The organism is Microbacterium marinilacus, assembly GCF_019753765.1.
Taxonomy (GTDB): Bacteria; Actinomycetota; Actinomycetes; order Actinomycetales; family Microbacteriaceae; genus Microbacterium; species Microbacterium marinilacus.
In genome coordinates, this window is the sequence record NZ_JAIJZW010000007.1 from 1 (window position 1) to 25,728 (window position 25,728).

Sequence of the window (25,728 nt, forward strand, 5' to 3'; positions counted from 1 at the left end):
CCGGCGTGCCTCTCGGCGGCATGCTCTTCTACGGCGACCGGCTCGACCCCGACGGCAACGACTACCCCGTCCTGGCGATGGGCGAGGTGGCGTGCGTGTCCGTCACCGGCTGGCAGGACACCGCCGACCACCTCGCCGCCCTCATCCCCACCCTCCCCACACGAGCCTGAGCCCCTTCAGAGCCGCGGCGAGACGGAAGAGCGCCGCGGCCCCGGAAGGATCCGGGCGCCGCGGCGCTCTGCGCGTCGACGTCGTCAGTCGGTGACGGCCGCCTCCGCCTGGCCCACGCCGTCGGAGCTCTGCTCGGCGGCCTCGAGGGGCGTCGTCCCGGGCTTCGCCGCAGTCTTGGCAGCCGTGCTCTTACCAGCCGTGCTCTTTGCGGCCGCGCTCTTCGCGCGGGGCTTCGCCGGCGCCTTCGCGGCGGGCTTGGCCGCGCTCCGCGCGGCCGTCTTCGGCGCCACGTCGCGGGCCGAGCGGGCCGACGTCGACGACGCCGCCTCCGCCGCCTGCGCGTACGCCACGTCGACCGGAGCCACGCGCGTCAGCTGCGTCACGTGACGCGGCTCGAGCTCGTCGAGCGACTGCACGCCGAGCAGCTTCATGGTGCGCTCGATCTCGCTGCGCAGGATCGCGATCGTGCGGTCGACGCCCGCGCGACCGCCGGCCATCAGCCCGTAGAGGTACGCGCGACCGATCAGCGTGAACTTCGCGCCGAGCGCGACCGAGGCGACGATGTCGGCCCCGTTCATGACGCCGGTGTCGATCATGACGGTCGCGTCCTTGCCGACCTCCCGCACGACCTTCGGCAGCAGGTGGAACGGGATCGGCGCGCGATCGAGCTGCCTCCCGCCGTGGTTGGACAGCACCAGGCCGTCGACGCCCATGTCGATGAGCTTCACGGCGTCGGGCACGTTCTGCACGCCCTTCACGACGATCTTCCCCGGCCACATGGAGCGGATGGTGGCGAGGTCGTCGTAGCTGATCGTCGGGTCCATCGCCTGGCCGATCAGGTCGCCCACGGTGCCGCCGGTCGACTTCAACGAGGCGAACTCGAGCTTCGGCGTCGTCAGGAAGTCGAACCACCACCACGGGCGCGGCAGCGTGTCGATCACGGTCTTGAGCGTCAGCTGCGGGGGGATCGAGAAGCCGTTGCGGTAGTCGCGCATCCGGTTTCCCGCCACGGGCGTGTCGACGGTGAAGTGCAGGGTGTCGAAGCCGGCCTCGGCGGCGCGCTTCACCAGCCCGTACGACACCTCGCGGTCACGCAGCACGTACAGCTGGAACCAGTTGCGACCGTTCGGGTTGGCGGCCCTCACGTCCTCGATCGACGTGGTGCCCAGCGTGGACAGCGTGAACGGGATGCCCGCGGCACCCGCGGCACCGGCGCCGGCGGTCTCGCCCTCGGTCTGCATCAGGCGCGTGAAGCCCGTCGGGGCGATGCCGAACGGCATCGAGCTCGGCCCGCCGAGGATCTGCGTCGACGTGTCGACGTCCTCCGCCGGGCGCAGGATGTCGGGGTGGAACTCGATGTCCTCGAACGCCTGACGGGCGCGCAGGATCGACAGCTCGCCCTCGGCCGCGCCGTCGGTGTAGTCGAACGCGGCGGCCGGGGTGCGGCGCTTCGCGATCGCCCGCAGGTCGTAGATCGTCAGCGCGTCCTGCAGCCGTCGCTGCCTGCCGCCGAACGACGGCTTCTTGAACTGGACGTACTCGAAGATGTCCTTCGGGTTCGGGAGCTGGCGCTTGACCATGCCCATCCTTTCGTGGGGTGCGATCTCTCTGGTCTCTCGGGAGGTGGGTCAGACGTCGGCGCCCGCGGGCTCGCCGAGGCGATGCGTGCGGGCGTAGAAGCCGATGATGTGGGAGCGGATGCGCTCGCGCGCGAGCTCTGGATCCCCGGCACGCACGGCGTCGAGCACAGCGGCGTGCTGCCGGCGCAGGTCTTCGACGAGCGCGGGCCAGTCGGGCGCGGCGTGGGCACCCTGCCGCCCGTACGACTCGATGGCGGTGCGCAGACCCGCCATCACCGCGACGACGACGACGTTGCCGGACGCCTCGGCGAGCGACAGATGGAACCGCGCGTCGAGCGCCAGGAAGTCGTCGGCGTCGAGGTCTGCGGCGCTCATCGCCGCCAGCAGCCGCTCCGGCTCGACGAGGTCGACCCCGCCCTCGTCCCTCACCCGGAGCGCGAGGGCCTCCACGACGGAGGTCTCGAGCGCCGCACGGGTGGCGACGACGTCGGCGAAGGGGAAGCCCTGGGCGGCGAGCTGGAGGCGCAGCAGCGTCGCCATGCCGCCCTGCGGCGTCGCGACGATCATCGCGCCGGCCGAGGGGCCCGAGCCCGATGCCGTGCGCACGAGGCCCATCGACTCCAGCACCCGGAGCGCCTCGCGCACGCTGGACCGGCCGACGCCCAGGTTCGCCGCGAGGTCCCGCTCCCCCGGCAGCCGATCGCCCGGGCCCAGACGCCCCTCGAGCAGATCCGTCTCGATGCGCTCGAGCACGAGCCTCCAGGCGCGCGGCGAGGCGCTGCCGCTCGTCGCCTCTCGCTGGGAGACGGGGATCGATGGCACGGGCACCTCCTCGGGCTGTGGTCTGACCACAGTAGCCCGTGTGGTCAGACCACGCAACGCGGCGTCATCCGCGCACCGTCGCCGCGCCCCGTTGCTACGGTTCGGGCATGCCGCTCTCCCGCATCGAGGTTCGACGACCGCGCCCGGACCACGAGGTCCACGCCCTCATCGAGGCCGTCTACCAGGCCCAGCGCGAGGCGCTCGGCGTGCCCGAGGGAGACCGCCAGATCCGGTACGTCGAGCACCGGCCCGACCGCTTCGCCGCGCCCCCGACGCGCACCGACGACTACACCGTCGTCGAGATCACCCTCTTCCCCGGACGGTCGATCGACGCCAAGCGCGCGCTCTATGCCTCGATCGTGCGTCGCTTCGGCGAGGTGGGCATCGCGCCCGACGACGTCTTCATCGTCCTGCACGAGCCGCCGCTCGAGAACTGGGGCATCCGCGGCGGGCAGCCCGCATCGGAGGTCGACCTGGGCTTCCCGCTCGACGTCTGACCGTCCGGTCCGGTCATCGGCCGGCGAGCCGCCGATGAGCCGAGGTCAGCCCTCGTACCCGCCCGGGTTCTGCTGCTGCCAGCGCCACACGTCGCGCGTCATGTCGTCGATGGTCAGCCGCGCCTTCCAGCCCAGCTCGCGCTCGGCCTTCGCGGGGTCGCAGTACGTCGCCGCCAGATCTCCGGGACGGCGCGGCAGGAACTCCTTGGGAAGCTCGCGTCCGATCGCCCTCTCGAACGACGCGATCAGCTCGAGCACGCTCACGGGCGTGCCGGTCCCCAGGTTGTAGGCGGTGAATCCCGGCTGCGCCTTCTCGAGCGCCGCGACGTGCCCCTCGGCGAGGTCGACGACGTGGATGTAGTCGCGCTGGCCGGTGCCGTCCGGGGTGTCGTAGTCGTCGCCGAAGACGCCGATCCGCTCGAGCCGGCCGACGGCGACGCGCGCGACGAACGGCATCAGGTTGTTCGGGGTGCCCTGGGGGTCCTCGCCGATCAGACCGGACGCATGCGCGCCCACCGGGTTGAAGTAGCGCAGCGACGTGATGCTGACCTCGGGGTTCACCGCCTGCACGTCGCGCAGCACGACCTCGTTCATCAGCTTGGTCTTCGAGTACGGGTTCGACAGCTCGACCAGGTCGCGGGTCGCGTCCTCGGTGAACGGCAGATCGGCGGGGTCGGAGTACACCGTGCCGGTGCTGGAGAACACGAACGAGCGGATGCCGTGCGCCAGCCCCACGCGCAGCAGGGCGAACGTCGAGTCGAGGTTGTTGGCGTAGTAGTCGAGGGGCTTCTGCGTGGACTCGCCGACGGCCTTGTGCGCCGCGAAGTGGATGACGGCGTCGAACGGGCCGTGCTCGGCGAACGCCCGCTCCACGACCTCGTCGTCCGCCGCGTCGCCGATCACGAGCGGCGCCGTCTTGCCGGTGATCTGTGCGATCCGCTGCTCAACGACCGCGCTCGTGTTGTCGAGGTTGTCGAGCAGCGCGACGTCGTGACCGGCCTCGAGCAGGGAGACGGCCGTGTGCGCGCCGATGTATCCGGCACCGCCGGCAAGGAGAACTCGCATGCGTCTCAGCCTACGTGGCGCACGGGCGCGCGCCGGGTGCGACGTGGGCACCGCCCTGGGAAGGCGGCGAGGGGTCAGCGGGGCGCGAGGACGCCGCCCGACTCCTCGAGGTAGCAGGACCCGCACAGGGACTCGTACGTGACCCGGTACTGGTCCAGGTAGCGCGGCTCGTCGCTCGCCGCGGCGGTCGCCGCGTCGATCGCGACCTGGTCGCCGTCGAACACGAAGCGGCCGCCGATCACCCGACCGTTGAACAGCGCCTTGCGACCGCACCGGCAGATGGTCTTGAGCTCTTCGAGAGAGTGGGCGATCTCGAGGAGGCGGCGCGATCCGGGGAACGCCTCGGTGCGGAAGTCGGTGCGGATGCCGTATGCCATCACGGGAATGCCGTCCTCCACCGCGATGCGGAAGAGGTCGTCCACCTGCACCGGCGAGAGGAACTGCGCCTCGTCGATGAGCAGGCACGCCACCTCCGCCGGCCGTTCCCCCGGGATCAGGGCGTCGGCCTCCGCGCGCACGCGGTCGCGCTCGGACCCGAACAGAGCTCGCGCGGAGTCGTCCGGGCCGACGAGGAAGTCGACCCGGCGCGTGACGCCGAGACGCGACTCGATCTGGTCGGCGCCCTTGGTGTCGATCTCGGGCTTGGCGAGCAGCACCCGCTGCCCGCGCTCCTCGTAGTTGTACGCGGCCTGCAGCAACGCGGTGGACTTCCCGGAGTTCATCGCGCCGTAGCGGAAGTACAGTTTGGCCACGGAGCAAGCCTACGGCCGCCGCGTGCACGCCCGGTTCCGCGGGCGTCCCGCCGACGCCCGGGCGCCGGATCAGCCGAGACCGAGCAACGGCGCGATCAGGCTCCACGCCCCGTAGAGGGCGAGCCCGCTGCCCCCGACGGCTGCGGTCGCGATCCCCGCCCGGCGCCACGCCCTGGTCGCCGGCGTCGTGCGGCGCACCTGCCCGCGGCGCACGATCGGCTCCACGGCCCGCACGGCCTGCGTGACGGCGGCGGAGCTGCGCAGCTCGGCGGAGGCGAGCGGCGACCCCGTCCACTTCTGCACGCTCCACGCCGTGACCTTCGCCGTGTGGGTCCGCAGCGTCGTCCCCCAGCCGGCGCTCTGCTGCAGCGCCGGCGTGTTCAGCCGGTACGCCGTCGCGGCGACGTGGTCGGCGTCGCGCAGCCCCGCCTCGGCGATGGACACGGCGAGCGCGTGCATGCGCCGCTGCGCGCTGCGCCGCAGCATCGGATCGCTCGCGCCGGCCTCGATGCGGTGCATCGTGTCCCGGGCCTGCGCGAGGGCCGCGTGCGCGTCGGCCAGGTACCGCGCGGCCTGCCGGTTCGCGCCGAGGGCGAGGAAGCCGGCCTCCTCGGCGATCCGGTCGACCACCTGGTCGAACGCGAACACCGCGGTGCGCGGGTCGATGCGGCGCGTGCCGCCATCGTGGCCTCGCAACGGATCCGGGATCCGCGGGCCGGGCGCGTCGGGTCCGGCGGTCGTCATCCGGACCTCCTCGCTGCCGACGGTGCTGTCCCTCTCAGGATACGAAAGCCTCGGCTTCGAAGGGGCCGGGAACCGGATCGATCCCGCTCCCCCTCGCCCCGTCCCGTCCCGTCGTCAGCGCAGGCCGACGAGGGTGGGGAAGACGATCTCGCTGTTCAGCGGCGCCTGATCGGCGTCGTCATGCGCGGGGTCCACCCACCGCAGGTCGTCGATCTCGGCCTGCACGACCGGTTCGATCACGGCACGGGTGACGAAGACGGTGGCGCGCAGCGCGTGCCCCGCCTCGTTCGCGGCACGGCTGTCGAACGAGCCGAGCAGCGCCAGCTCGTCGGGGCGGACGTCGATGCCGAGCTCCTCGTGCACCTCGCGTACGGCGGTCTCCACTGCCGTCTCCTCCGCCTCCGGCTTGCCGCCAGGCAGCATGTAGCGCTGGGTCCCTCGTTTGCGGACCGTCAGCACCCGGCCGTCCGCGCGCACGAACGCGATCGCCGAGACCGTGATCAGGGGGTCGCCGGCCACGTCAGGCGTTGATGCCGAGCGCCTCGGCCGTGGTCTTCGTCGACGCGGCGGCCTTCGCGGGCTCGTCGTTCAGGAAGTCGCCGTAGGTGGGGATGAGCTCGCGCAGCTTGGGCTCCCACTCGGCGAGGCGGTCGGCGAAGCAGTTCTTCAGCACGTTGAGCATGATCGTCGCGGCCGTGGAGGCGCCCGGGGAGGCGCCCAGCAGGCCCGCGATCGAGCCGTCCGCCGACGAGACGACCTCGGTGCCGAACTGCAGCTTGCCGCCCTTCATCACCTGGGCGCGCTGCCCGGCCTGGATCAGCTCCCAGTCCTCCGCCTTCGCGGTGGGCATGAACTCGCGCAGGCTGTCGATCTTCCTCGCCCGGTTCTTCAGCAGCTCGCTGACGAGGTACTTCACCAGGTCGAGGTTCGTCGCGCCGACCTTGAGCATCGAGCCGAGGTTGTGCGGCCGCACCTGCGACACGATGTCGAGCAGCGAGCCGTCCTTCAGGAACTTGGGGCTGAACGTCGCGAACGGGCCGAACATCAGCGACCCCTCGCCGTCCACCATGCGCGTGTCGAGGTGCGGCACGGACATCGGCGGCGCGCCCACGGCCGCCTGCGAGTAGACCTTCGCCTGGTGCTGGGCGACGATCGCGGGGTTGCTGGTCTTCAGGAACTGGCCGCCGATCGGGAAGACGCCGTACCCGCGGATCTCGGGGATGCGCGACTTCTGCAGCAGCTTGATCGCCCAGCCGCCGGCGCCCACGAAGACGAACCTCGCGCGCAGCCGGCCCGGGGTGCGGCCCACGTTGCCGCGGTACTGCACGAGCCACGAGCCGTCGCGCTGACGGGAGAGGTTCTTGACCTCGTGGTTGAGCCGCAGGTCGGCGCCGTTCTCGGTCAGGTGGTCGAAGAGCTGGCGGGTGAGCGCGCCGAAGTCCACGTCGGTGCCCGACGGGGTGCGGGTGGCCGCGAACGGCTCGCCCTTGCGGCGCTTCTGCATCAGCAGCGGCGCCCACTGGTTGATGACGCGGGAGTCCTCGGAGAACTCGATCCCGGAGAACAGCGGCTGCTTCCTGAGCGTCTCGTAGCGGGCGCGCAGGTACTCGACGTCCTTCTCCCCGCGCACGAACGTCATGTGCGGCGTGGCGTTGATGAACGTCTTGGGCTCGTCCAGCACGCCCTTCGCGACCAGCGACGTCCACAGCTGACGGCTCTGCTGGAACTGCTCGTTGATCTGGACCGCCTTGGACGGGTCGGCGGCGTCCGGCATGTAGTTCAGCTCACACAGCGCGGCATGGCCGGTGCCCGCGTTGTTCCAGGCGTTGGAGCTCTCCTGCGCCACCTCGCCCTGTCGCTCGAAGGCGACGATCTTCCAGTCGGGCTGCAGCTCTTTCAGGAGGGTGCCCAGGGTGGCGCTCATGATTCCGCCACCGATGAGCACGACGTCGACGGTTTCGCTCACCCGTACATCCTAGTTCCGCCGCGCGCTGCCCCCGGACCGCGGACGCCGACACGGGCCGCAAGAACGCCTGTTCTTGCGGCCCGTGAAAGAGCGTCGGCGGACGCCGTCCGGGTCAGCTCGCGACCCGCGCCTGGATGTCCGCGGCGACGAGCTCGGCGATCTGCACGGCGTTCAGCGCGGCGCCCTTGCGGAGGTTGTCGTTCGAGATGAACAGCGCGAGGCCCTTGCCCTCCGGGGCCGACTGGTCGGCGCGGATGCGGCCGACGAAGCTCGGGTCGGCGCCCGCGGCCTTGAGGGGCGTCGGCACCTCGTCCAGCGCGACGCCCGGCGCCTCGGCCAGCAGCTGGCGCGCGCGGTCGGGCGTGATCTCGCGCGCGAACTCGACGTTGATCGACAGGGAGTGTCCCGTGAAGACGGGCACGCGCACGCACGTCCCGGAGACGCGCAGGTTGGGCAGCTCGAGGATCTTGCGGCTCTCGTTGCGGAGCTTCTTCTCCTCGTCCGTCTCGTTCAGGCCGTCCTCGACCAGGTTCCCGGCGAGCGGCAGCACATCGAACGCGATCGGCGCGACGTACTTCTCCGGGTCCGGGAAGTCGATGGCCGAGCCGTCGCGGACGAGGCGCAGCACGTCGCCCTGCGCGAGGGCCGCCCCCACCTGTCCCAGCAGCTCGGTGGCACCGGCCAGACCGGAGCCGGAGACCGCCTGATACGTGCTGACGATGAGGCGCTCGAGGCCGGCCTCGGCGTCGAGGACCTTCAGCACCGGCATCGCGGCCATGGTCGTGCAGTTCGGGTTGGCGATGATGCCCTTGCGGGCGTCGGCGATGGCGTGCGGGTTGACCTCGCTGACGACGAGCGGCACCTCGGGGTCCATCCGCCAGGCGCTGGAGTTGTCGATCACCGTGGCGCCGGCCTCGGCGAAGCGCGGGGCGTGCGCCCGGCTGCCGGTCGCGCCGGCCGAGAACAGCGCGATGTCGATGCCCGACGGGTCGGCCGTCGCGACGTCCTCGACCACGATGTCGTGGCCGTCGAACGGGATCGTGGTGCCGGCCGAGCGCGCGGTGGCGAACAGACGCAGCTCGCGGATCGGGAAGCCGCGCTCGACGAGGATCTCGCGCATCACGGCGCCGACCTGGCCGGTGGCGCCGACGACGGCGAGGGAGATTCCGGATTCGGAGATGCGGGTCATGGCGGATCCTTGTGCTGCGTCGGGTCGGGGAGGGTGCTGCCCGGGTGGGGTTGCCTGATTCTACCGGCGACCGCGGGGCCCGCCGCTCGCACGCGGCGCGTGGGCGCCCAGGGTGGCGGGATGACGGCGATCGGTGGCCGTGCGGCGATCTCCGCACGCCGGCGAGTGCCATCCGGCACTCCGGAACGGCCGGCGAGTGCCATCTGACACTCGCGAACGGCCGGCGAGTGCCGGACGGCACTCGCGAACGGCGCGTCAGCGCGGCGGGGCGCTGTACGTCAGGAAGGGCAGGCGGTCGGCGACGCGGTCGTAGAGGCGCTGTGCGTCGACGTTCGTCTCGCTCGTGATCCAGCGCACCTCGAGGAGCCCCTCGGCCGCCGCGAGCGACTGCAGGGAGGCGATCAGCGCCCGCCCGACGCCCTCGCCACGCGCGGACGGCGTGGTGAACAGGTCGTCGAGGAAGATGGCGGTGCCGCCCCGTGAGGGCCGTGCGAACAGCCGCCAGTGCGCGATCGCCACGGGCGCGCCGTCGATCTCCGCCACGAGCCCCTGCAGCTCGTGCGCGTCGTCCGTCAGCCAGCCCCAGACGGTGTCGACGACGGCCTCGTCCGGCGTGAGCGCGTAGAAGTCTCGGTAGCCGCGGAACAGGGCCGCCCAGGCCTCGCGATCCGTCGTCGCGACGGGCCGGATGTCGACCGTCACCGTCACGCCCCCTCGACGGGCAGTTTGAAGCCGACGTGCGATCGCGCGTAGCCCAGGCGCTCGTAGAAGCGGTGGGCGTCGACGCGCGCGGCGTCCGACGTGAGCTGGATCAGGTGGGCCTCCAGGGCGGACGCCGCGTCCTCGACCCAGCGCATCATGGCCCCTCCGACGCCGGCGGAGCGCAGGTCGTCGCGCACGCGCACCGTCTCGACCTGCAGCCGCGTGGCGCCGCGGCGAGCCAGCCCGGGGATCACCGTCAGCTGCAGCGTCGCGATCGTCTCACCGTCGCGCTCCGCGACCAGCTGCACGTTCGAGGGGTCGGCCTGGATCGCGGCGAGCCCGCGGGCGTACGCCTCCCGATCGTCGGCCGACGCGACGTCTCCGCGCGCAGCACTGACCGGGTCGTTCGCGATCAGGGCGATCAGCGCGTCGAGGTCGCGGGGCGTCGCCTCCCGCAGCGTGAACCCGCCGTCGCGGGCGGACAGCCGGACGGGCAGCGTCAGCGAGGCGAGCACGCTCAGCGGCCCCGCCGGGCCCGGAGCGTCACCGGCCCGTCCCGGCGTAGACGGTCGCCTCGATCTCGCTGTCGAGCCCGTAGGCGCTGTGCACGGCGCGCGCCGCCTCGTTGACGTCGTCGCCGCGCAGCACGACCGAGATCCGGATCTCGCTCGTCGAGATCATCTCGATGTTGATACCGGCTGCGCTCATCGCCTCGAACAGCGTCAGGGAGACGCCCGAGTGCGTGCGCATCCCGGCACCGACGACGGACAGCTTGCCGATCTGGTCGTCGTGCACGACGTTCTCGTAGCCGATCGCCTCCTGCTCGGCCGTCAGCGCCCTGAGCACCTCGGGCGCCGACTGCTTGGGCAGCGTGAACGAGATGTCGGTGCGACCGGGCGACGCGCTCTGCACGTTCTGCACGATCATGTCGATGTTCGCGCCGGTCTTGGCCACGAGGGAGAAGATCGCGGCGGCAGATCCGGGCACGTCCGGCACGCCGATGACCGTGATCTTCGCCTGGCTCTGATCGATCGCGACGCCCGTGACGACGGGCTCCTCCATGCCGATGACGTCGGCCATCGCTGACTCCTTGCTGTTCAGACGGGGGTCGACCATGCCCTCCCCCAGGACGTAGGTGCCCTCGTTCGCGGTGAACGTGGACCGGGCGTGGATCAGCACGCCGTGACGGCGGGCGTACTCGACCGCGCGGATGTACAGCACCTTCGCGCCGTTGGCGGCGAGCTCGAGCATCTCCTCGGCCGAGACGTGGTCGAGCTTGCGGGCCAGCGGCACCACGCGCGGGTCGGCGGTGAAGATGCCGTCGACGTCGCTGTAGATCTCACAGACGTCGGCTCCGAGCGCGGCGGCGAGCGCGACGGCCGTGGTGTCCGACCCGCCGCGGCCCAGCGTGGTGATGTCCTTGGTGTCGCGGTTGAAGCCCTGGAACCCGGCGACGATGACGATGGCGCCGTCGTCGAGGGCCTCGCGAAGCCGCACGGGCGTCACGTCGACGATGCGCGCGGAGCCGTGATCCGCGGTCGTGATCATGCCGGCCTGGCTGCCGGTGAACGAACGGGCCTCGTGGCCCATCGAGTGGATCGCCATCGCGAGCAGCGCCATCGAGATGCGCTCCCCGCTGGAGAGCAGCATGTCGAGCTCGCGGGGCGCGGGGATCGGGGCCACCTGCGATGCGAGGTCGAGCAGCTCGTCGGTGGTGTCGCCCATCGCGCTCACGGCGACGACCACGTCGTTGCCCGCGCGGTGGGTGTCGACGATGCGCTTCGCCACGCGCTTGATGCTCTCGGCGTCGGCGACGGAAGAGCCGCCGAACTTCTGCACGATCAGTGCCACGTATTGCTCCTGTGGGGTCTGGGCGTCCGGACGGCCGCCCGTCGTGCGCGGCCGCGCCCTGAGGCCATCTTAGGAGCGCCGTGGAGTGCCGCCTGACGATGTTGCATCTCGCCCGACCGGTGCCGCCGGGTGACATCGGGATGCATCACTCGGTGCCGTCAGGACGCGCAGATCGCCAGTGACACAGGACTGCCCAGCCGGTAGCCTGGCGGCACCGAGGCCGAGGGAGGCGTCATGACGTGGGTCGAGTGGACGTTCGTCGCGGTGGGAGCGATCGCCGTGGTCTCGGCCGTGGTGGCGGTGACGATCAGGGATCGGCGAGCGCGGTCCGCGCCCGATGACGATCGGGACCGCGGTGCCGAGGTGCGGGCACGGCAGGACGCGGAGGCCGCCAAGGCGCGGGCCTCGGCCTACAGCTACTCGACTCGCGGCGGCTACCCGGGCGGTACCCCCGGCGGGGGCGGAACCGTCTGAGTCTCGCGGGGGTCGATCGCGGCGTCAGAGCGCGCGACGCCCCTCGAAGGCGCGCCCGAGCGTGACTTCGTCGGCGTACTCGAGATCGCCGCCGACCGGAAGGCCGGATGCCAGGCGCGACACCGTGATCTGCAGCGTCGTCAGCAGGCGGCTGAGGTAGGTCGCGGTGGCCTCGCCCTCGAGGTTGGGGTTGGTGGCGATGATGACCTCCTGCACCGTCCCGTCCGCGAGGCGCGACATCAGCTGCGTGATGCGCAGGTCGTCCGGCCCGATGCCCGCGATCGGGCTGATCGCGCCGCCGAGCACGTGGTACAGCCCGCGGAACTCGCGGGTGCGCTCGATCGCCGCGACGTCCTTCGCGTCCTCGACCACGCAGATCAGGGCGGGCGTGCGGCGCGGGTCGCGGCAGATCGCGCACGTCTCCTGCTCGGAGACGTTGCCGCAGATCTCGCAGAAACGCACGCGCTCACGCACCTCGCGCAGCAGCTCCGACAGCCGCGAGACGTCGAAGCTCGGCGTCTGCAGGATGTGGAACGCGATGCGCTGAGCCGACTTCGGCCCCACGCCGGGCAGGCGCCCCAGCTCGTCGATCAGCTCCTGGACGATGCCGTCGTACATTCAGTCTCCTCTGGCTCCGCCGCGCGGGCCCTGGTTCGATTCTCCACTGGGCGGACGGCGCGGTGGCCGGTCGGCGCTACTGGAAGCGCGTGGGCGGCTCGTACGGCTCCTCGTGCAGGAAGCGCGCCTCGAGGATCTGCCGCACGACCGCCTCCCCATAGCGCTGCACGCCGTCGGTCTGGATGACGCGACGCTGCACCGTGACGGTCGAGAGGGGGACGCTCGGCGCCGCGGGCGCGACATCGGCCGGCCCGCCGTCCTGGTCGTCCTGGTCGTCGGGCTCCTCGTCGGCGTCCACGGGCACCTCGGTGGGCATCACGGCGCCGTCGCGCTCGAGTGTCGCCACGCGGGCGGCGACGGGCACCGCCGCCTCCTCCGGGTCGTCGTCCACCGCCAGGGGCGGGGTGGCTTCGGAGTTCGGGATGGGCGCGACGGCCCATTCGGTGACGGGGGCCGCGGCGTACGACGCCGGAGCCGACGAGCGCTGCGGCTCGGGTCGCGGCGCCTGCGGCGGAGCCGCCGACCGCTGGGGGGCTGGCGCCGTCCGCGCGGCGGGATATGCGTCGTCCGGCGGATACTGCTCGCCCGCGTAGGGGTCGCCGGGGTAGTCGGGCTCGGGCGGTGCGTCGTCGTACGGCCGAGGCGCCGCGTCGGCCTGCCGGGCCGGGTCGGGGTCGGTGGCGGCGGGCTCCGCCGCGGGGCGGGCGCTGCCGTCGGCACCGCCGTCGCGTCCGCCGCTCTCCCGTCCGTTCGCGTCGAGATGAGCGAGGTACTTGACCCGCACGCCGAGGACGGCCGAGATCGCGGTGCGCAGGTCTTCGCTCACACCGCCCTGCGGGGTGCGGGTCTTGAACGTGGCGAGATCGCGTTCGTTGGGGAAGCCGAGCACGAGGACGTCGTCGGGGCGCACGTCGATCACCCGGGCTCCGCTGACCACGAGCCAGCTCTGCTTGCCGATGGCCTGCAGCCGCCCCAGCACCTCGTCCCAGGCGGCGCCTATGCCGTCGAGCGTGAGCGGTCCTGCCGGCTCGGGCGCCGGTGCGGGCTCCGGCTCGGGCCCGGGTGTCGGTGCGGGCGGCGTGGAGGTCTGCTCGGGCGACGCCGGCGGCTTCGCCGCCGCCGGGGCGTCCGCGACCGCGGGGGTCGGAGCGGCGGGAGCGCTGCCGGGCGCGACGGTGGCCCATCCCGCGGCAGGCACGGTGTCGGAGTCGGCCGACGCGGGGGCCGGCTCCGGTCGCTCGGCCGGCTCCGCGACCGGCGGCGTGGAGGCGGTGGGGGGCGTCGCCGGAGCGGACGGAGCCGGCCTCGACTCCGCCGCGGCGGGAGCGGGCACCTTCTCCGGTGCAGGCGCCTCCGGCGCGGACGCCGCCGGCGCGGACGCCGCAGGAGCGGGTGCCGACGCGGCCGGTGCGGCGGCACCGCGTGCGGACGTCGCGGCGGGCGGCTCCGCGGCGGGCACCGGCGCGGCTCCCGGCGTCGCGCCCGCCTGCGGCGCGAGCGCGCCCGCGAGAACGCGCGCGATCATCAGCTCGAGCTGCAGGCGCGGCGAAGTCGCACCCGTCATGGCGTCGAGGGCGGCGCTGACGATGTCGGCGGTCTTCGACAGCCGCTCCGCGCCGAGGCGCTGGGCTTGCCCCGCCATGCGCTGGAGCTCGTCGGCGGGGATGCCCCGCAGCACGGCGGACGCGCCCTGCCCGGTGGCGGCGATCACGATGAGGTCGCGCAGGCGCTCGAGCAGATCGTCGACGAACCGCCGCGGATCCTGCCCCGTCTGCACGACGCGGTCGACGGATCCGAACGCCGATCCGGCGTCGCCCGACGCGAACGCGTCGATCACGCCGTCGAGCAGCTCGCCGTGGGTGTAGCCGAGCAGCGCGACCGCGCGCTCGTACGAGACGCGGCCGTTCTCGGACCCGGCGATCAGCTGATCCAGGATCGACAGCGTGTCGCGAGGCGACCCGCCGCCCGCGCGGACCACGAGGGGCAGCACGCCGTTCTCGACCTGGACGCCCTCCTGCTCGCAGAGCGCCTGCACGTAGTCGAGCATCGCCGCCGGCGGCACCAGCCGGAACGGATAGTGGTGCGTGCGCGAGCGGATGGTGCCGATCACCTTGTCGGGCTCGGTCGTCGCGAAGATGAACTTCACGTGCGCCGGCGGCTCCTCCACGAGCTTCAGCAGCGCGTTGAACCCCTGCGGCGTCACCATGTGCGCCTCGTCGAGGATGAAGATCTTGAACCGGTCCCGGGCCGGAGCGAACACGGCGCGCTCGCGCAGGTCGCGGGCGTCGTCGACGCCGTTGTGGCTCGCCGCGTCGATCTCGACGACGTCGAGCGAGCCGCCGCCGGCACGCGAGAGCTCGACACAGCTGTCGCACGTGCCGCACGGGGTGTCGGTCGGGCCCTCGGCGCAGTTCAGGCAGCGCGCCAGGATGCGGGCAGAGGTCGTCTTGCCGCAGCCGCGCGGACCCGAGAACAGATAGGCGTGGCCGATCCGATCGCCGCGCAGCGCCGTCATCAGCGGCTCGGTGACCTGCGACTGCCCGATCATCTCCCCGAAGGTCTCGGGCCGGTAGCGGCGGTACAGGGCGGTGGTCACCCCACAAGACTACGGTGCGCCGCCGACGTCCGCCCGGCCGATCCCCCTCCCGGGCGCGGGGCGGGCGGGGTCAGGGGTGGTCGCCGGTCGCGACGGGGCGATCGGGCAGGTTCGACCACTGGCTCCACGAGCCGGGATAGAGGACGCCGTCCACGCCCGCCGCGGAGAGCGCCAGCAGGGTGTGCGCCGCGGTGACGCCCGAGCCGCAGTACACGGCCACCGGCGCGCCGAGGTCGACGCCGAGGCTCTCGAAACGCGCGCGCACCGACCCGGGCTCGAGAAACCCGCCGTCGGCGTCGAGGTTGCCGGTGGTGGGCGCCGACACCGCGCCGGGGATGTGCCCGGCGCGCGGATCGATCGGCTCGCTGTCGCCGCGGTACCGCTCCGCGGCCCGCGCGTCGAGCAGCGTGCCGATGCGGGGGAACGCCGCGGCCGCGTCGGGCGTCAGCACCGGCAGCGCGCCGTAGCGCAGCTCGACGTCGCCCGGCCGGGCGGTCACGGGACCCTGGTCGAGCCCGTGACCGGCACGCGTCCAGGCGCTCAGCGCTCCGTCGAGCACCCGCACGTCGTGCACCCCCGCGTAGCGCAGCAGCCACCAGGCGCGCGCCGCCGCCATGCCCGAGCTGTCGTCGTAGACGACGACAGGGCGTCCGGCACTGACCCCCCACGCCCGCGCCGACGCCTGCAGCCGGTCGACGGGCGGCAGCGGGTGACGCCCCTCGGTCGGCGGCTGCGACGGATCGGCGAGCTCGTGGTGCAGGTCGACGTACACGGCGCCCGGGATGTGGCCCGCCTCGTGCAGCGGCCGACCGTCGGGGCCGCCCAGGGTCCACCGCACGTCGAGGATCGTCACCGGCTCGCCGGCGTCGACCATCCGCGCCAGGCGGTCGGCGGTGATCAGCGCGTCACTCACTGTGGACCCCCACGTCCACGACGACGGGCACCGACGTGGTGACCGGGATCGACGCCGTGATCGCCGCCGGCACGGTCGGCTCGAGCGCGGTCCCGTCGTCGCGCCGCATCTCGGAGAACGGCTTGAGCGTCGGACGCCCGGGAAGGACGGGGCCCTGATCGGCCAGGGGCACGACCACGGGCTCGTCGGCGGTCACGATGAACGCCTCGCCGCGCACCTCGAAGGGCACGGGTTCGCCGGATCGGACGGTCACGCGCATCTCCTCGCGGCGCAGCACGATGTCCAGCTGCGTGCCGCGCCACTGCAGCGCGTAGGCGAGCTCGGGCCAGTCGGCCGGCAGGCGCGGATCGAACGACAGCTCGCCGAGGTGGTCGCGCATGCCGCCGAAGCCGGAGACCAGCGCCGTCCACACCCCGCCGGCCGAGGCGACGTGCACGCCGTCCGCCGAGTTGCGGTGCAGGTCGCCGAGATCGACGAACAGCGCCTCCTCGAAGTAGTCGTGCGCCAGGTCCTGGTACCCGACCTCCGCGGCGAGGACCGACTGCACGACCGCCGAGAGCGTCGAGTCGCCCGTCGTCAGCGGGTCGTAGTAGTCGAAGTCGGCCCGCTTCTCCTCCGCGCTGAAGTGGTTGCCCTGCAGGAACAGCGCCAGCACGACGTCGGCCTGCTTCAGCACCTGGAAGCGGTAGATGACGAGCGGGTGGAAGTGCAGCAGCAGCGGCCGCTGGTCGGCCGGGGTGTTCTCCAGGTCCCAGACCTCGCGCTCGAGGAACAGGGAGTCCTGCGGGTGGATGCCGAAGTTCTCGCTGTAGGGGATGTGCATGGCGTCGGCCGCGCGCTCCCAGCCCTCCGGCTCGGAGGGATCGAGCGCGACGCGGTCGGACAGCAGACGGAACTCGGCGGGGCTGCGCTCGGCCATCTCGCGCACGATGCGCGCGGCCGCGCGCAGGTTGAAGCGCGCCATCACGTTCGTGAAGAGGTTGTCGTTGACCACGGTCGTGTACTCGTCGGGCCCGGTGACGCCGTGGATGTGGAACGTCTCCACTCCCTGGTACGAGCGCCAGAACCCGAGGGTCGACCAGAGCCGCGCCGTCTCGACCAGCACGTCCGCGCCCTCGCGCGCCATGAAGTCCTCGTCGCCGGTGGCCCGCATGTACTTCACGAGCGCGTAGGCGACGTCGGCGTTGATGTGGTACTGCGCCGTGCCGGCCGCGTAGTAGGCCGAGGCCTCCTCGCCGTTGATCGTGCGCCACGGGAACAGGGCGCCCGCCTCGTTCAGCTGGGCCGCGCGGCGGCGGGCCGCCGGCAGCATCATGGTGCGCATCCGCATCGCGTTGCGGGCCCACAGCGGCGTCGTGTACGCCAGGAACGGCAGCACGTAGATCTCGGTGTCCCAGAAGTAGTGGCCCGAGTAGCCCGATCCGGTGACGCCCTTCGCCGGCACGCCGAACCCGTCGGCGCGCGCCGCGGCCTGCGCCAGCTGGAACAGGCACCAGCGCGTCGCCTGCTGCAGGTCGTCGCGGCCCGCGATCCGCACGTCCGAGCGCTGCCAGAACGCGTCCATCCACTCGCGCTGACGGCGGTGGAGCTCGTCGACGTCGGATGCCGCGAGCCGGTCGCCGGTCGTCACGCGGTCGAGCGTGCGACGGCAGCGGTCGACGAGCTCGCGCGGAGGCACGCCGCGGGAGGTGTGGTAGCTGACGACCTTCGTGATCGTGATCGGCACGCCCGCCTTCGCCCGCACGCGGAAGACGTGCTTGGCGATGTCCGGCTCGACGAGGTGGCGGATGTCGTACTCGTTCTCGGTCTGGATCGAGTGGTCGCTGGCGACCGCGATGGTCATGCCCGACTCGGTGACCCGGTACGACAGCGCAGAGCGCAGGTCGTCCTGCCAGTACTCCTGCGGCTGCAGCACGCGCTCGGCGATCTTCTCGGCCTTGCGTGGGTCGAACTCCGCCCCGCGACCCGCCGCCTTCGCGGTCGCGATCGGCGGGGTGCCGCCGTAGATGTTCTCGCCGTCCTGACGGTTCACGAGCTGCGAGCTGATCGTGACGGGGGCGTCCTCGTCGAGCACCGTGACGGTCATCCGCATCACGGCGAGGTGGCGCTCGTCGAACGAGACGAGCCGGTCGTCCTCGATCAGCACGTCCTTGCCCGCCGGCGTGCGCCAGAGCAGACGCCGGCGGTAGACGCCGTCGCGCATGTCGAGCACGCGCTCGTACTCGCGCATCTCGGCGATGTCGAGCGAGAGCGGCTCGTCGTCGACGTAGACGCGCATGACCTTCGCGTCCGGCGCGTTCACGATCGTCTGCCCGACCTCCGCGAAGCCGTACGCCTGCTCCGCGTGACGGATCGGCCACGTCTCGTGGAAGCCGTTGATGAAGGTGCCGTGCTCGTGGGCGTGCCGCCCCTCGGGGTGGTTGCCACGCAGGCCGAGGTAGCCGTTTCCGACCGAGAACATGGTCTCGGTCACGCCCGCGTCGTCGCCCGAGTACCGCGTCTCGATGAGACGCCAGGGGTCGACGGGGAAGCGGTCGCGGTCGATCATCGAGAGTGCTCCTGAGGGTCGGGATTCGGGGGCGGGATCGGACGTCGGCGTCGCAGGATCAGGATGCGCCCGGTCCGCTGGACGCATCATGTGCGTCGGCGAACTCGGCGAGGTCGGACACGACCACGTGCGCCCCGGCGTCCTGCAGGGCGGCGGCGCCGGCGCCGCGGTCGACGCCCACGACCAGCGCGAACGCGCCGGCCGCCGCCGACTGCACGCCGGAGATCGCGTCCTCGACGGCCGCGGTGCGCGACGGCTCGACGCCCGCCATCTGGGCGGCGACCAGGAACACGTCGGGGGCGGGCTTGGAGGGCAGGTGCTCGCGCTCGGCGACGACGCCGTCCATCACGACCCCGAAGCGGTGTCGGATGCCCGCGGCCGCGAGCACGTCCTCGGCGTTCTTCGAGCTCGACACGACCGCCGCCGGGACGCCCGCGGCGTCGAGGATGTCGAGCACGCGCATCGTTCCCGGATACGCCTGGATGCCCTCCTCGCGCAGCACGCGCGAGAAGACCACGTTCTTGCGGTTGCCGATGCCGCACACGGTGTCGAGCTCGGGCGCGTCGTCGGGCTCGCCCCACGGCACCTCCACGTCGCGGCTGCGCAGCAGCGCCGCGACGCCGTCGTACCGCTTCTTCCCGTCGAGGTGGTCGAAGTAGTCGCTGTCGGTGTAGGGCGGCGCGATCCGCCAGTCGGCGAAGAGCTGCTCGAACATGGAGCGCCAGGCGTGCATGTGCACCTCGGCGGTCGGCGTGATGACGCCGTCGAGGTCGAAGAGCACGGCGTCGTAACGGGTCAGGTCGGGCAGGCTGGTCACGATACCTCCACGTCGGGCGGGGCGAGGCGGGACGCGACAAGCGTAGCCCGGAGCGGCCTCGCCACGCCCGGCCCCTCGTGCGTCGTCGCGGGGTCAGGCGTCGGCGGCGGCGAGAGCCTGGCGGGCGATCTCGAGCTCCTCATTGGTCGGCACCACGAGGACCGTCACCGTCGAGTCGTCGGCGGAGATCACCCGAGGTCCGCGCTCGCGGGCCTCGTTGCGCTCCGGGTCGATCCGCACGCCCAGGAAGCCGAGCGTCTCGAGCGCCGCGGCGCGCACCAGCGCGTTGTTCTCGCCCACGCCCGCGGTGAAGGCGATCACGTCGACGCCGCCGAGCTGCGCGATGTACGCGCCGGCGTACGCGCGGAGCCGGTGGATGTAGACGTCGAACGCGAGCGCCGCAGCCTCGTCGCCCGCCTCGCGGCGCGTCAGGAGGTCGCGCATGTCGGCCACCCCGGCGAGGCCGAGAAGCCCGCTGCGCTTGTTGAGCAGGGCGTCGAGCTCGCCCGTCGTCATGTCCGCCCGGCGGGCGAGGTGCAGCAGCACGGCCGGGTCGAGGTCGCCCGAGCGGGTGCCCATCACGAGCCCCTCGAGCGGCGTCATCCCCATCGACGTGTCGACCGACCGCCCGCCGTCGACGGCGGTGACGGAGGCGCCGTTGCCGAGGTGGAACACGATCTGCCGCAGGTCGGACAGGTCGCGGCCGAGGAACTCCGCGGCGCGCGCGCTGACATACGCGTGGCTCGTGCCGTGGAAGCCGTAGCGCCGCACGCGGTGCCGCTCGGCGAGCTCGCGGTCGATCGCATAGGTGTAGGCGGCAGGCGGCAGGGTCTGGTGGAAGGCGGTGTCGAACACGGCCACGTGCGGCACGCTCGCGAACGCGCGCCGCGCCGCACGGATGCCCTGCACCGCGCCGGGGTTGTGCAGCGGCGCGAGCACCGACAGCTCGTCGATGTTGATCTCGACGAGGTCCGTGATGACCGTCGCCTCGAAGAACCGGGCCCCTCCGTGCACCACGCGGTGGCCGACGGCGACCGGCGGGTTCTCGTCGAGCAGCGGTCCGTGCTGGGCGAACGCCTCGAGCATGGCCGCGAAGCCGGCGCTGTGGTCGGGGATGGGACGCTCGACCTGATGGGTCGAGTCGCGCACCGCCGGAACCGGCTGGCCCGGCTCGGCGTAGTACCTGACCGTGTGCGTCGCGACACCGGTGTCCTCGCCGATCCGCTCGACGAGGCCGCTCGCGAGCACGCGCTCCGCCTTCATGTCGAGCAGCTGGTACTTGAACGACGACGACCCGCTGTTGACGACCAGAACGATGCTCATTGCCGGTAGCTCCCTGTCCTGGCCTCAGGCCTGTTGCGCCTGGATGGCGGTGATGGCGACGGTGTTGACGATGTCCTGCACCAGCGCGCCGCGGGAGAGGTCGTTGATCGGCTTGTTCAGCCCCTGCAGCACCGGGCCGATCGCCACCGCCCCGGCCGAGCGCTGCACGGCCTTGTAGGTGTTGTTGCCCGTGTTGAGGTCGGGGAAGACGAACACCGTCGCGCGTCCGGCCACGGCCGACTCCGGCAGCTTGGCCTTCGCGACGGCGGCGTCCGCGGCCGCGTCGTACTGGATCGGGCCCTCGATCGGCAGCTCGGGCGCACGTTCCCGGGCGAGCCGGGTCGCGAGCCGCACCTTGTCGACGTCCGCCCCGGACCCGCTCTCGCCCGTCGAGTACGACAGCATCGCGACGCGCGGCTCCACGCCGAACTGCGACGCCGTCGCCGCCGAGGAGATCGCGATGTCCGCCAGCTGCTCGCTCGTGGGATCGGGGATCACGGCGCAGTCCCCGTAGACCAGCACGCGATCGGCGAGGGCCATCAGGAACACGCTCGAGACGACGGAGACCCCCGGCTTCGTCTTGATGATCTCGAACGCCGGGCGGATGGTGTGCGCCGTCGTGTGCGCCGCTCCCGACACCATGCCGTCGGCCAGGCCGAGGTGCACCATCATGGTGCCGAAGTACGACACGTCGGTGACGAGGTCGGCCGCCTTCTCGTAGGTGACGCCCTTGTGAGCGCGCAGCCGGGCGTACTCCTCCGCGAAGCGCCGCACGAGGTCGGGGTCGAACGGGCTGACCAGGTGCGCGGACGAGAGGTCGAGGCCCAGCTCGGTCGCGCGCGAGCGCATCTGGTCGGGTTCGCCCAGGATCGTCAGCTCGGCCACGCCGCGGGCCAGCAGCGAGGCGGCGGCCCTCAGCACGCGGTCGTCGCCGCCCTCGGGCAGCACGATGTGGCGGCGGTCGGCGCGGGCGCGCTCGAGCAGGCCGTACTCGAACATCAGCGGTGTCACGACCGTCGCGCGGGCGACGCCCAGCACGCGGATCAGCTCGTCCGTGTCGACGTGCCGCTCGAACAGCGCCAGCGCCGTGTCATAGCGGCGCCCGGAGCCGGTCGCCCGGCCGCGGGCGCTCATCACCCGCACCGCGGTCTCGTAGGTCCCGAGATCGGTGGTGACGAGCGGCAGGCTCGAACCGAGCCCGTCGACGAGGCGCAGCACGTCGTCCGGGACCGGGAACGGGCCGTTCAGCACGATGCCGGCGAGCGAGGGGAACGTGCCCGACTGGTTGGCGAGGAGCGCGGCGACCAGCACCTCGGTGCGGTCTGCGGGGATCACCACGACGGCGCTCTCGGTGAGCCGCGGCAGCACGTTGACCATCGACATCCCCGCGATCACCACGCCGAGCGCCTCCCGCGCGAGGGTCTGCTCGTCGCCGCGCACGAGCGTGCCGCCGACGGCGCGCATCACCTCGGCCACCGACGGCGCGACCAGCAGGCGCTCCTCCGGCAGGGCCCAGACGGGGTGGTCCGGCCCCACCGCGGCGGCGACCGCCGCGACGATCGCGTCGAGACGATCGGGGTCCGCCCTGTTCACGACCGTGGCGGCCAGCTCGGCGCGGCCCTTGCTGAGCTCGGGGATCGCCAGACGGGCGATCTGCGCCATCTCCTCCGGCGTGCGGGCGGGCGCGGTGCCCAGCTGCTCGGCCTGCCCCTGCTGGGCGCGTCCGCCCAGGACGAGCAGCACGGGCGCGCCCAGGTTCGCGGCGATCCGCGCGTTGTAGGCGAGCTCGGCCGGGCTGCCCACGTCGGTGTAGTCGGAGCCGAGCACCACGACCGCGTCGCACTGCGCCTCCAACGCCTTGAAGCGGGCGACGATGGTGCCGAGCGCGGCGTCGGGGTCGGCGCGGACGTCGTCGTAGTCGACGCCGACGCACGCGTCGTAGTCGAGGTCGACGCCGTCGTGCGCCAGCAGCGCCTCGAGCACGTAGTCGCGCTCCTCCCGCGAGCGCGTCACCGTGCGGAACACGCCCACCTTCGGCGTCGCGCGGCTGAGGGAGTCGATCACCCCGAGCGCGATCGTGGACTTGCCCGAATGCCCCTCCGCGGAGGTGATGTAGATGCTCCTCGCCACGAAGGTCAGCCTAATCGCGCGGCCCGCCTCGACGACAGGCGGCCCGGCGGCGACGTCGCGCCGTGCACCCGAGCCGCCGGATCGCCGAGGCCGCCGGTCACCCCGCGGCGAACGCCCGTCGGGCCTGCTCGGCGAGGGCCGGCTCTCGGAACACGGCGAGCGCCGTCGCAGCGAGCATGACCGCGCCGTCGGCGATCGCCGGCTCGGCCTCGGGACCGCCGGCCGCGGCGGCGAACTCGCGGGTGTGCGGCACGCCGTCCGGGATGAGGCGCACCATCGGGTGGATGGACGGCACCACGTGACTGACGTTCCCCATGTCGGTGGAGCCGGTGATGGGGGCCGTCTCGACCTCGCGTCCGAGCCGTTCGTAGGCGACCCGGGCGAGGTCCGCCAGCACCGGGTTCGACTTCAGCGAGAAGTAAGGGGGCGTCCGCTCCTCGATCAGCACCTGCGTCCCGGTCGCGAGCGCGGCGCCCTCGAAGCACGCCCGGACGCGCGGCACGACGTCGTCGAGCAGGCGGCCACGGTCGCCGGCGCGCACGAACACGCGCAGCGCGGCGTGCTCGGGGATGATGTTGGGCGCCTGGCCGCCGTCGGTCACGATCGCGTGCACCCGCACGTCGTCCGTCAGCTGCTGCCGCAGCAGGCCGATCGCGGTGAGCGAGAGGGTCGCGGCGTCCAGCGCGTTGACCCCGAGCTCGGGGCTCGCGGCCGCGTGGCTCGCCCGGCCCGTGAACTCGACGTCGAGCGCGACCCGCGACAGCGTCGTGCCGTCGACGGAGTTGTGCGCCGACGGGTGCACCATGATCGCGAGGTCGATGCCGTCCAGCACCCCGGCGTCGATCATGGGCACCTTCCCCGCCGCTCCCTCCTCACCGGGGCTCCCGATCACGACGATCCGCGCGGGCGTGCCGGGGGCGGCCTCCAGCGCCGCCTTCAGCAGCAGGCCCGCCCCGAGCCCCGCCGCGGCGATCACGTTGTGCCCGCAGGCGTGCCCGATGCCCTCGAGCGCGTCGTACTCGCAGAACACCGCGATCGTCGGGGTGCTGTCTTCCGCGTCCGGCGTCGACCAGCGCCCCACGAACGCGGTCTCCAGCCCCGCGAAGCCCCGCGTCACGGCGAAGCCCGCCGCTTCCAGCTCGGCGGTCAGTCGCTCGGCGGCGTGCACCTCCGTGAACCGGATCTCGGGGTGGGCGTGCAGGTCGGCGGCGACGTCCACGAGCTGCGGCAGCGACGGCCCCAGCAGGGCGGCCAGCTCGTCGACGATGTGCTCGACGGCGTTCGCGGTCGCGTTCTCCGAGGTGTGCATGGTGTTCTCTCCTGTCGTGTGTTCCTGTCCCGTCCGCACGGCGCTCATCCGTCGATCATCAGCCCGTGCCCCGGCCCGATCGGCAGTCCGAGAAGCCCCCACACCAGCAGCTGCAGCAGCCAGACCGCCCAGATGACGAAGGTGAACGGCATGACGAGGCTGAACAGCGTGCCGAGACCGCCCTTGGGCGCCCATTTCTGCATGAGCCCGAGCACGACCGGCAGCATGGGGTTCATCGGCACCAGCGGGTTCGAGGCGGAGTCGGTGATGCGGAACGCGGCCTGCACGTACGCGGGGTCGACGCCATTGAGCATGAACATCGGCACGAAGATCGGGGCGAGCAGGGTCCACAGCGCCGAGCCGCTCGCAAGCAGCAGCGCGGGCAGGAAGACGAAGAGGCTGAAGAGCATCAGGCCCCAGATGCCGCCGAGTCCGGTCTGCTCCATGAGGTCGGCCCCGCTCGTGGCCAGCAGCAGGCCGAGCCGCGACCAGCTGAACCAGGCGATGGCCTGCGCCGCGGTGAAGATCACGACGACGAACGGCACGAGCTCCTTCACGGTCTCCGTCATCATCTGCGGCACCTGGCCCCACCGGGTCAGCGTGCGGGCCGCGATGCCGTACGAGACGCCGCCGACGAGGAAGAACAGCAGGATGAAGACGGGGATGCTCGACATGAACGGCGAGCGCAGGATCTGCCCGCCCTCGCCCTGGAGCGCCGATCCCGGCCACAGCACGGCCAGCGCCACGAGCGCGATGTACGCCGCGATGGCGATGCCCGCGACGAGGAGGCCCCGGCGCTGCGCGGCGTCGATGCGCTGCACGTCGGCGTCGTCGCGAGGTCCGGTGTACGGGCCCAGGCGCGGCTCGAGGAAGCGCTGGCAGACGAACGTGATCACGACCGCGAGGATGACCGTGGACGTCGCGAAGAAGAAGTAGTTCGCGAGCACAGACACCTCGGCGTCCGGATCGACGATCTGGGCCGCGCTCGTCGTGATGCCCGACATCAGCACGTCGGTGCCCGCCGGCACCACGTTCGCGCTGAAGCCCGCCACGACGGCGGCATAGGACGTGATGAAGCCGGCCAGCGGGTGCCGGCCGGCCGCGAGGAACGCGGCGGCGGCGAGGGGCGGGAGGATGACCATCGCCGAGTCGGACGCGAGGTTGCCCATGAGGCTCACGAAGACGACGACGAACGTCACCGACCATCGGGGCGCGGAGAGCACCGCTCCCCGCATGAAGGCGCCGAGCAGGCCGACCCGCTCGGCCACGCCGATGCCCAGCATCACGGTGATGATGAGCCCGAAGGGCGGGAACGAGACGAAGTTCTCGATGGCGCTGGTGACGGCGTAGACCAGGCCCTCGGGCGAGAGGACGCTCTGGACCGGCGCCGGCTCTCCGGTCGCGGGATCGAGCGTGGTCGCGCCGAGCCCCGCGGCGACGGCCGAGGCCAGCGCCACGAGCCCGGCGAGGATGAGGAACAGGTAGAACGGGTGCGGCAGGCGGTTGCCGACCCTCTCGATCCCCTGCAGGATCCGGCCGCTCACGCCGCGCGCGTCGGCGAGCGTGAGCTCCGTGGTGTCGAGGCGAGGCATGGATGCTCCGTTTCGGTTCGGTGGGGTGCCCACCAGTGTGCAGATCCGCACCTCGCGCTCGGTTACAGG

At 72.4% G+C, this 25,728-nt stretch carries 21 protein-coding genes and 2 pseudogenes; 3 read left to right on the top strand and 20 right to left on the bottom strand.

What is annotated here, in order from left to right; genetic code table 11:
- Nucleotides 1-170, top strand: a pseudogene (locus tag K5S26_RS18755) (HAD family hydrolase); the annotation flags it as partial.
- Nucleotides 171-524: 354 nt separating this feature from the next.
- On the opposite strand, the pseudogene K5S26_RS12145 reads toward K5S26_RS18755, so the two are convergent.
- Nucleotides 525-1,751 (bottom strand): annotated as a pseudogene (locus K5S26_RS12145) (alpha-hydroxy acid oxidase); the annotation flags it as partial.
- 48 nt (nt 1,752-1,799) lie between these two features.
- The gene (locus tag K5S26_RS12150) at nt 1,800-2,573 is read right to left on the bottom strand and encodes a FadR/GntR family transcriptional regulator (RefSeq protein ID WP_308122948.1); all 774 of its coding nucleotides are present in this window, start codon (nt 2,571-2,573) and stop codon (nt 1,800-1,802) included.
- Nucleotides 2,574-2,680: 107 nt separating this feature from the next.
- Between K5S26_RS12150 and K5S26_RS12155 the strand changes: the two genes are divergently transcribed.
- Complete coding sequence (locus K5S26_RS12155) at nt 2,681-3,070, top strand: tautomerase family protein (RefSeq protein WP_221858508.1); 390 nt, start codon at nt 2,681-2,683, stop codon at nt 3,068-3,070.
- 45 nt (nt 3,071-3,115) lie between these two features.
- Here K5S26_RS12155 and galE read toward each other — a convergent pair whose 3' ends face one another.
- The 9 genes from galE to K5S26_RS12200 form a co-directional block, all read right to left on the bottom strand.
- Entirely contained in the window at nt 3,116-4,135 is a 1,020-nt protein-coding gene (galE, locus tag K5S26_RS12160) for a UDP-glucose 4-epimerase GalE (RefSeq protein WP_221858510.1), read from the bottom strand.
- A 74-nt stretch (nt 4,136-4,209) separates the two neighbouring features.
- Entirely contained in the window at nt 4,210-4,887 is a 678-nt protein-coding gene (locus K5S26_RS12165) for a thymidine kinase (RefSeq protein WP_221858512.1), read from the bottom strand.
- A gap of 69 nt (nt 4,888-4,956) precedes the next feature.
- Nucleotides 4,957-5,631, bottom strand: coding sequence for a hypothetical protein (locus tag K5S26_RS12170; RefSeq protein WP_221858514.1), 675 nt, complete (start codon nt 5,629-5,631; stop codon nt 4,957-4,959).
- Nucleotides 5,632-5,745: 114 nt separating this feature from the next.
- Nucleotides 5,746-6,150 carry an NUDIX hydrolase gene (locus tag K5S26_RS12175; RefSeq protein ID WP_308122949.1) on the bottom strand — a complete coding sequence of 135 codons (405 nt, stop codon included), beginning with the start codon at nt 6,148-6,150 and terminating at the stop codon, nt 5,746-5,748.
- A 1-nt stretch (nt 6,151) separates the two neighbouring features.
- Nucleotides 6,152-7,597 (bottom strand): malate dehydrogenase (quinone), encoded by a 1,446-nt coding sequence (mqo, locus tag K5S26_RS12180; RefSeq protein WP_221858516.1) that lies wholly within the window; start codon nt 7,595-7,597, stop codon nt 6,152-6,154.
- A 112-nt stretch (nt 7,598-7,709) separates the two neighbouring features.
- Nucleotides 7,710-8,786 (bottom strand): aspartate-semialdehyde dehydrogenase, encoded by a 1,077-nt coding sequence (locus K5S26_RS12185; protein WP_221858525.1) that lies wholly within the window; start codon nt 8,784-8,786, stop codon nt 7,710-7,712.
- 255 nt (nt 8,787-9,041) lie between these two features.
- The gene (locus tag K5S26_RS12190) at nt 9,042-9,488 is read right to left on the bottom strand and encodes a GNAT family N-acetyltransferase (RefSeq protein ID WP_308122950.1); all 447 of its coding nucleotides are present in this window, start codon (nt 9,486-9,488) and stop codon (nt 9,042-9,044) included.
- Nucleotides 9,489-9,490: 2 nt separating this feature from the next.
- Nucleotides 9,491-10,003, bottom strand: a complete 513-nt coding sequence (locus tag K5S26_RS12195; protein ID WP_221858529.1) for a GNAT family N-acetyltransferase — start codon at nt 10,001-10,003, stop codon at nt 9,491-9,493.
- A 28-nt stretch (nt 10,004-10,031) separates the two neighbouring features.
- Complete coding sequence (locus K5S26_RS12200) at nt 10,032-11,339, bottom strand: aspartate kinase (RefSeq protein WP_221858531.1); 1,308 nt, start codon at nt 11,337-11,339, stop codon at nt 10,032-10,034.
- 234 nt (nt 11,340-11,573) lie between these two features.
- On the opposite strand from K5S26_RS12200, the gene K5S26_RS12205 reads away from it, so the two are divergent.
- Nucleotides 11,574-11,813, top strand: a complete 240-nt coding sequence (locus K5S26_RS12205) for a hypothetical protein (protein WP_221858533.1) — start codon at nt 11,574-11,576, stop codon at nt 11,811-11,813.
- Nucleotides 11,814-11,837: 24 nt separating this feature from the next.
- On the opposite strand, the gene recR is transcribed toward K5S26_RS12205, so the two are convergent.
- The 9 genes from recR to K5S26_RS12250 all read right to left on the bottom strand — a co-directional run bounded on the left by recR (nt 11,838) and on the right by K5S26_RS12250 (nt 25,659).
- Nucleotides 11,838-12,431, bottom strand: coding sequence for a recombination mediator RecR (gene recR / locus K5S26_RS12210; RefSeq protein WP_221858535.1), 594 nt, complete (start codon nt 12,429-12,431; stop codon nt 11,838-11,840).
- Nucleotides 12,432-12,507: 76 nt separating this feature from the next.
- Nucleotides 12,508-15,027, bottom strand: coding sequence for a DNA polymerase III subunit gamma and tau (locus tag K5S26_RS12215; RefSeq protein WP_221858537.1), 2,520 nt, complete (start codon nt 15,025-15,027; stop codon nt 12,508-12,510).
- Between the two features lie 70 nt (nt 15,028-15,097).
- Entirely contained in the window at nt 15,098-15,940 is an 843-nt protein-coding gene (locus K5S26_RS12220) for a sulfurtransferase (protein ID WP_221858539.1), read from the bottom strand.
- Nucleotides 15,933-18,488 carry a glycoside hydrolase family 65 protein gene (locus tag K5S26_RS12225; RefSeq protein ID WP_221858541.1) on the bottom strand — a complete coding sequence of 852 codons (2,556 nt, stop codon included), beginning with the start codon at nt 18,486-18,488 and terminating at the stop codon, nt 15,933-15,935. The genes K5S26_RS12220 and K5S26_RS12225 overlap by 8 nt, the downstream gene beginning before the upstream one ends.
- Nucleotides 18,489-18,546: 58 nt before the next feature.
- Nucleotides 18,547-19,305 (bottom strand): HAD family hydrolase, encoded by a 759-nt coding sequence (locus K5S26_RS12230; RefSeq protein ID WP_221858543.1) that lies wholly within the window; start codon nt 19,303-19,305, stop codon nt 18,547-18,549.
- A gap of 93 nt (nt 19,306-19,398) precedes the next feature.
- Nucleotides 19,399-20,628: an acetate/propionate family kinase gene (locus K5S26_RS12235; protein WP_221858545.1), complete on the bottom strand. Its 1,230-nt coding sequence runs from the start codon at nt 20,626-20,628 to the stop codon at nt 19,399-19,401.
- A gap of 24 nt (nt 20,629-20,652) precedes the next feature.
- Nucleotides 20,653-22,758 carry a phosphate acetyltransferase gene (gene pta, locus K5S26_RS12240; RefSeq protein ID WP_221858546.1) on the bottom strand — a complete coding sequence of 702 codons (2,106 nt, stop codon included), beginning with the start codon at nt 22,756-22,758 and terminating at the stop codon, nt 20,653-20,655.
- A 97-nt stretch (nt 22,759-22,855) separates the two neighbouring features.
- Nucleotides 22,856-24,115, bottom strand: coding sequence for an amidohydrolase (locus K5S26_RS12245; RefSeq protein ID WP_221858548.1), 1,260 nt, complete (start codon nt 24,113-24,115; stop codon nt 22,856-22,858).
- Nucleotides 24,112-25,659: an AbgT family transporter gene (locus tag K5S26_RS12250; RefSeq protein ID WP_221858550.1), complete on the bottom strand. Its 1,548-nt coding sequence runs from the start codon at nt 25,657-25,659 to the stop codon at nt 24,112-24,114. The genes K5S26_RS12245 and K5S26_RS12250 overlap by 4 nt, the downstream gene beginning before the upstream one ends.
- Nucleotides 25,660-25,728 lie beyond the last annotated feature (69 nt).

Excerpts from the sequence above, each read along its gene's own strand:
- K5S26_RS12155 (WP_221858508.1), top strand. The coding sequence starts at position 2,681 with ATGCCGCTCTCCCGCATCGAGGTTCGACGACCGCGCCCGGACCACGAG.
- galE (WP_221858510.1), bottom strand. The coding sequence starts at position 4,135 with ATGCGAGTTCTCCTTGCCGGCGGTGCCGGATACATCGGCGCGCACACG.
- K5S26_RS12170 (WP_221858514.1), bottom strand. The coding sequence starts at position 5,631 with ATGACGACCGCCGGACCCGACGCGCCCGGCCCGCGGATCCCGGATCCG.
- K5S26_RS12185 (WP_221858525.1), bottom strand. The coding sequence starts at position 8,786 with ATGACCCGCATCTCCGAATCCGGAATCTCCCTCGCCGTCGTCGGCGCC.
- K5S26_RS12205 (WP_221858533.1), top strand. The coding sequence starts at position 11,574 with ATGACGTGGGTCGAGTGGACGTTCGTCGCGGTGGGAGCGATCGCCGTG.
- recR (WP_221858535.1), bottom strand. The coding sequence starts at position 12,431 with ATGTACGACGGCATCGTCCAGGAGCTGATCGACGAGCTGGGGCGCCTG.
- K5S26_RS12225 (WP_221858541.1), bottom strand. The coding sequence starts at position 18,488 with ATGATCGACCGCGACCGCTTCCCCGTCGACCCCTGGCGTCTCATCGAG.
- K5S26_RS12235 (WP_221858545.1), bottom strand. The coding sequence starts at position 20,628 with ATGAGCATCGTTCTGGTCGTCAACAGCGGGTCGTCGTCGTTCAAGTAC.
- K5S26_RS12245 (WP_221858548.1), bottom strand. The coding sequence starts at position 24,115 with ATGAGCGCCGTGCGGACGGGACAGGAACACACGACAGGAGAGAACACC.
- K5S26_RS12250 (WP_221858550.1), bottom strand. The coding sequence starts at position 25,659 with ATGCCTCGCCTCGACACCACGGAGCTCACGCTCGCCGACGCGCGCGGC.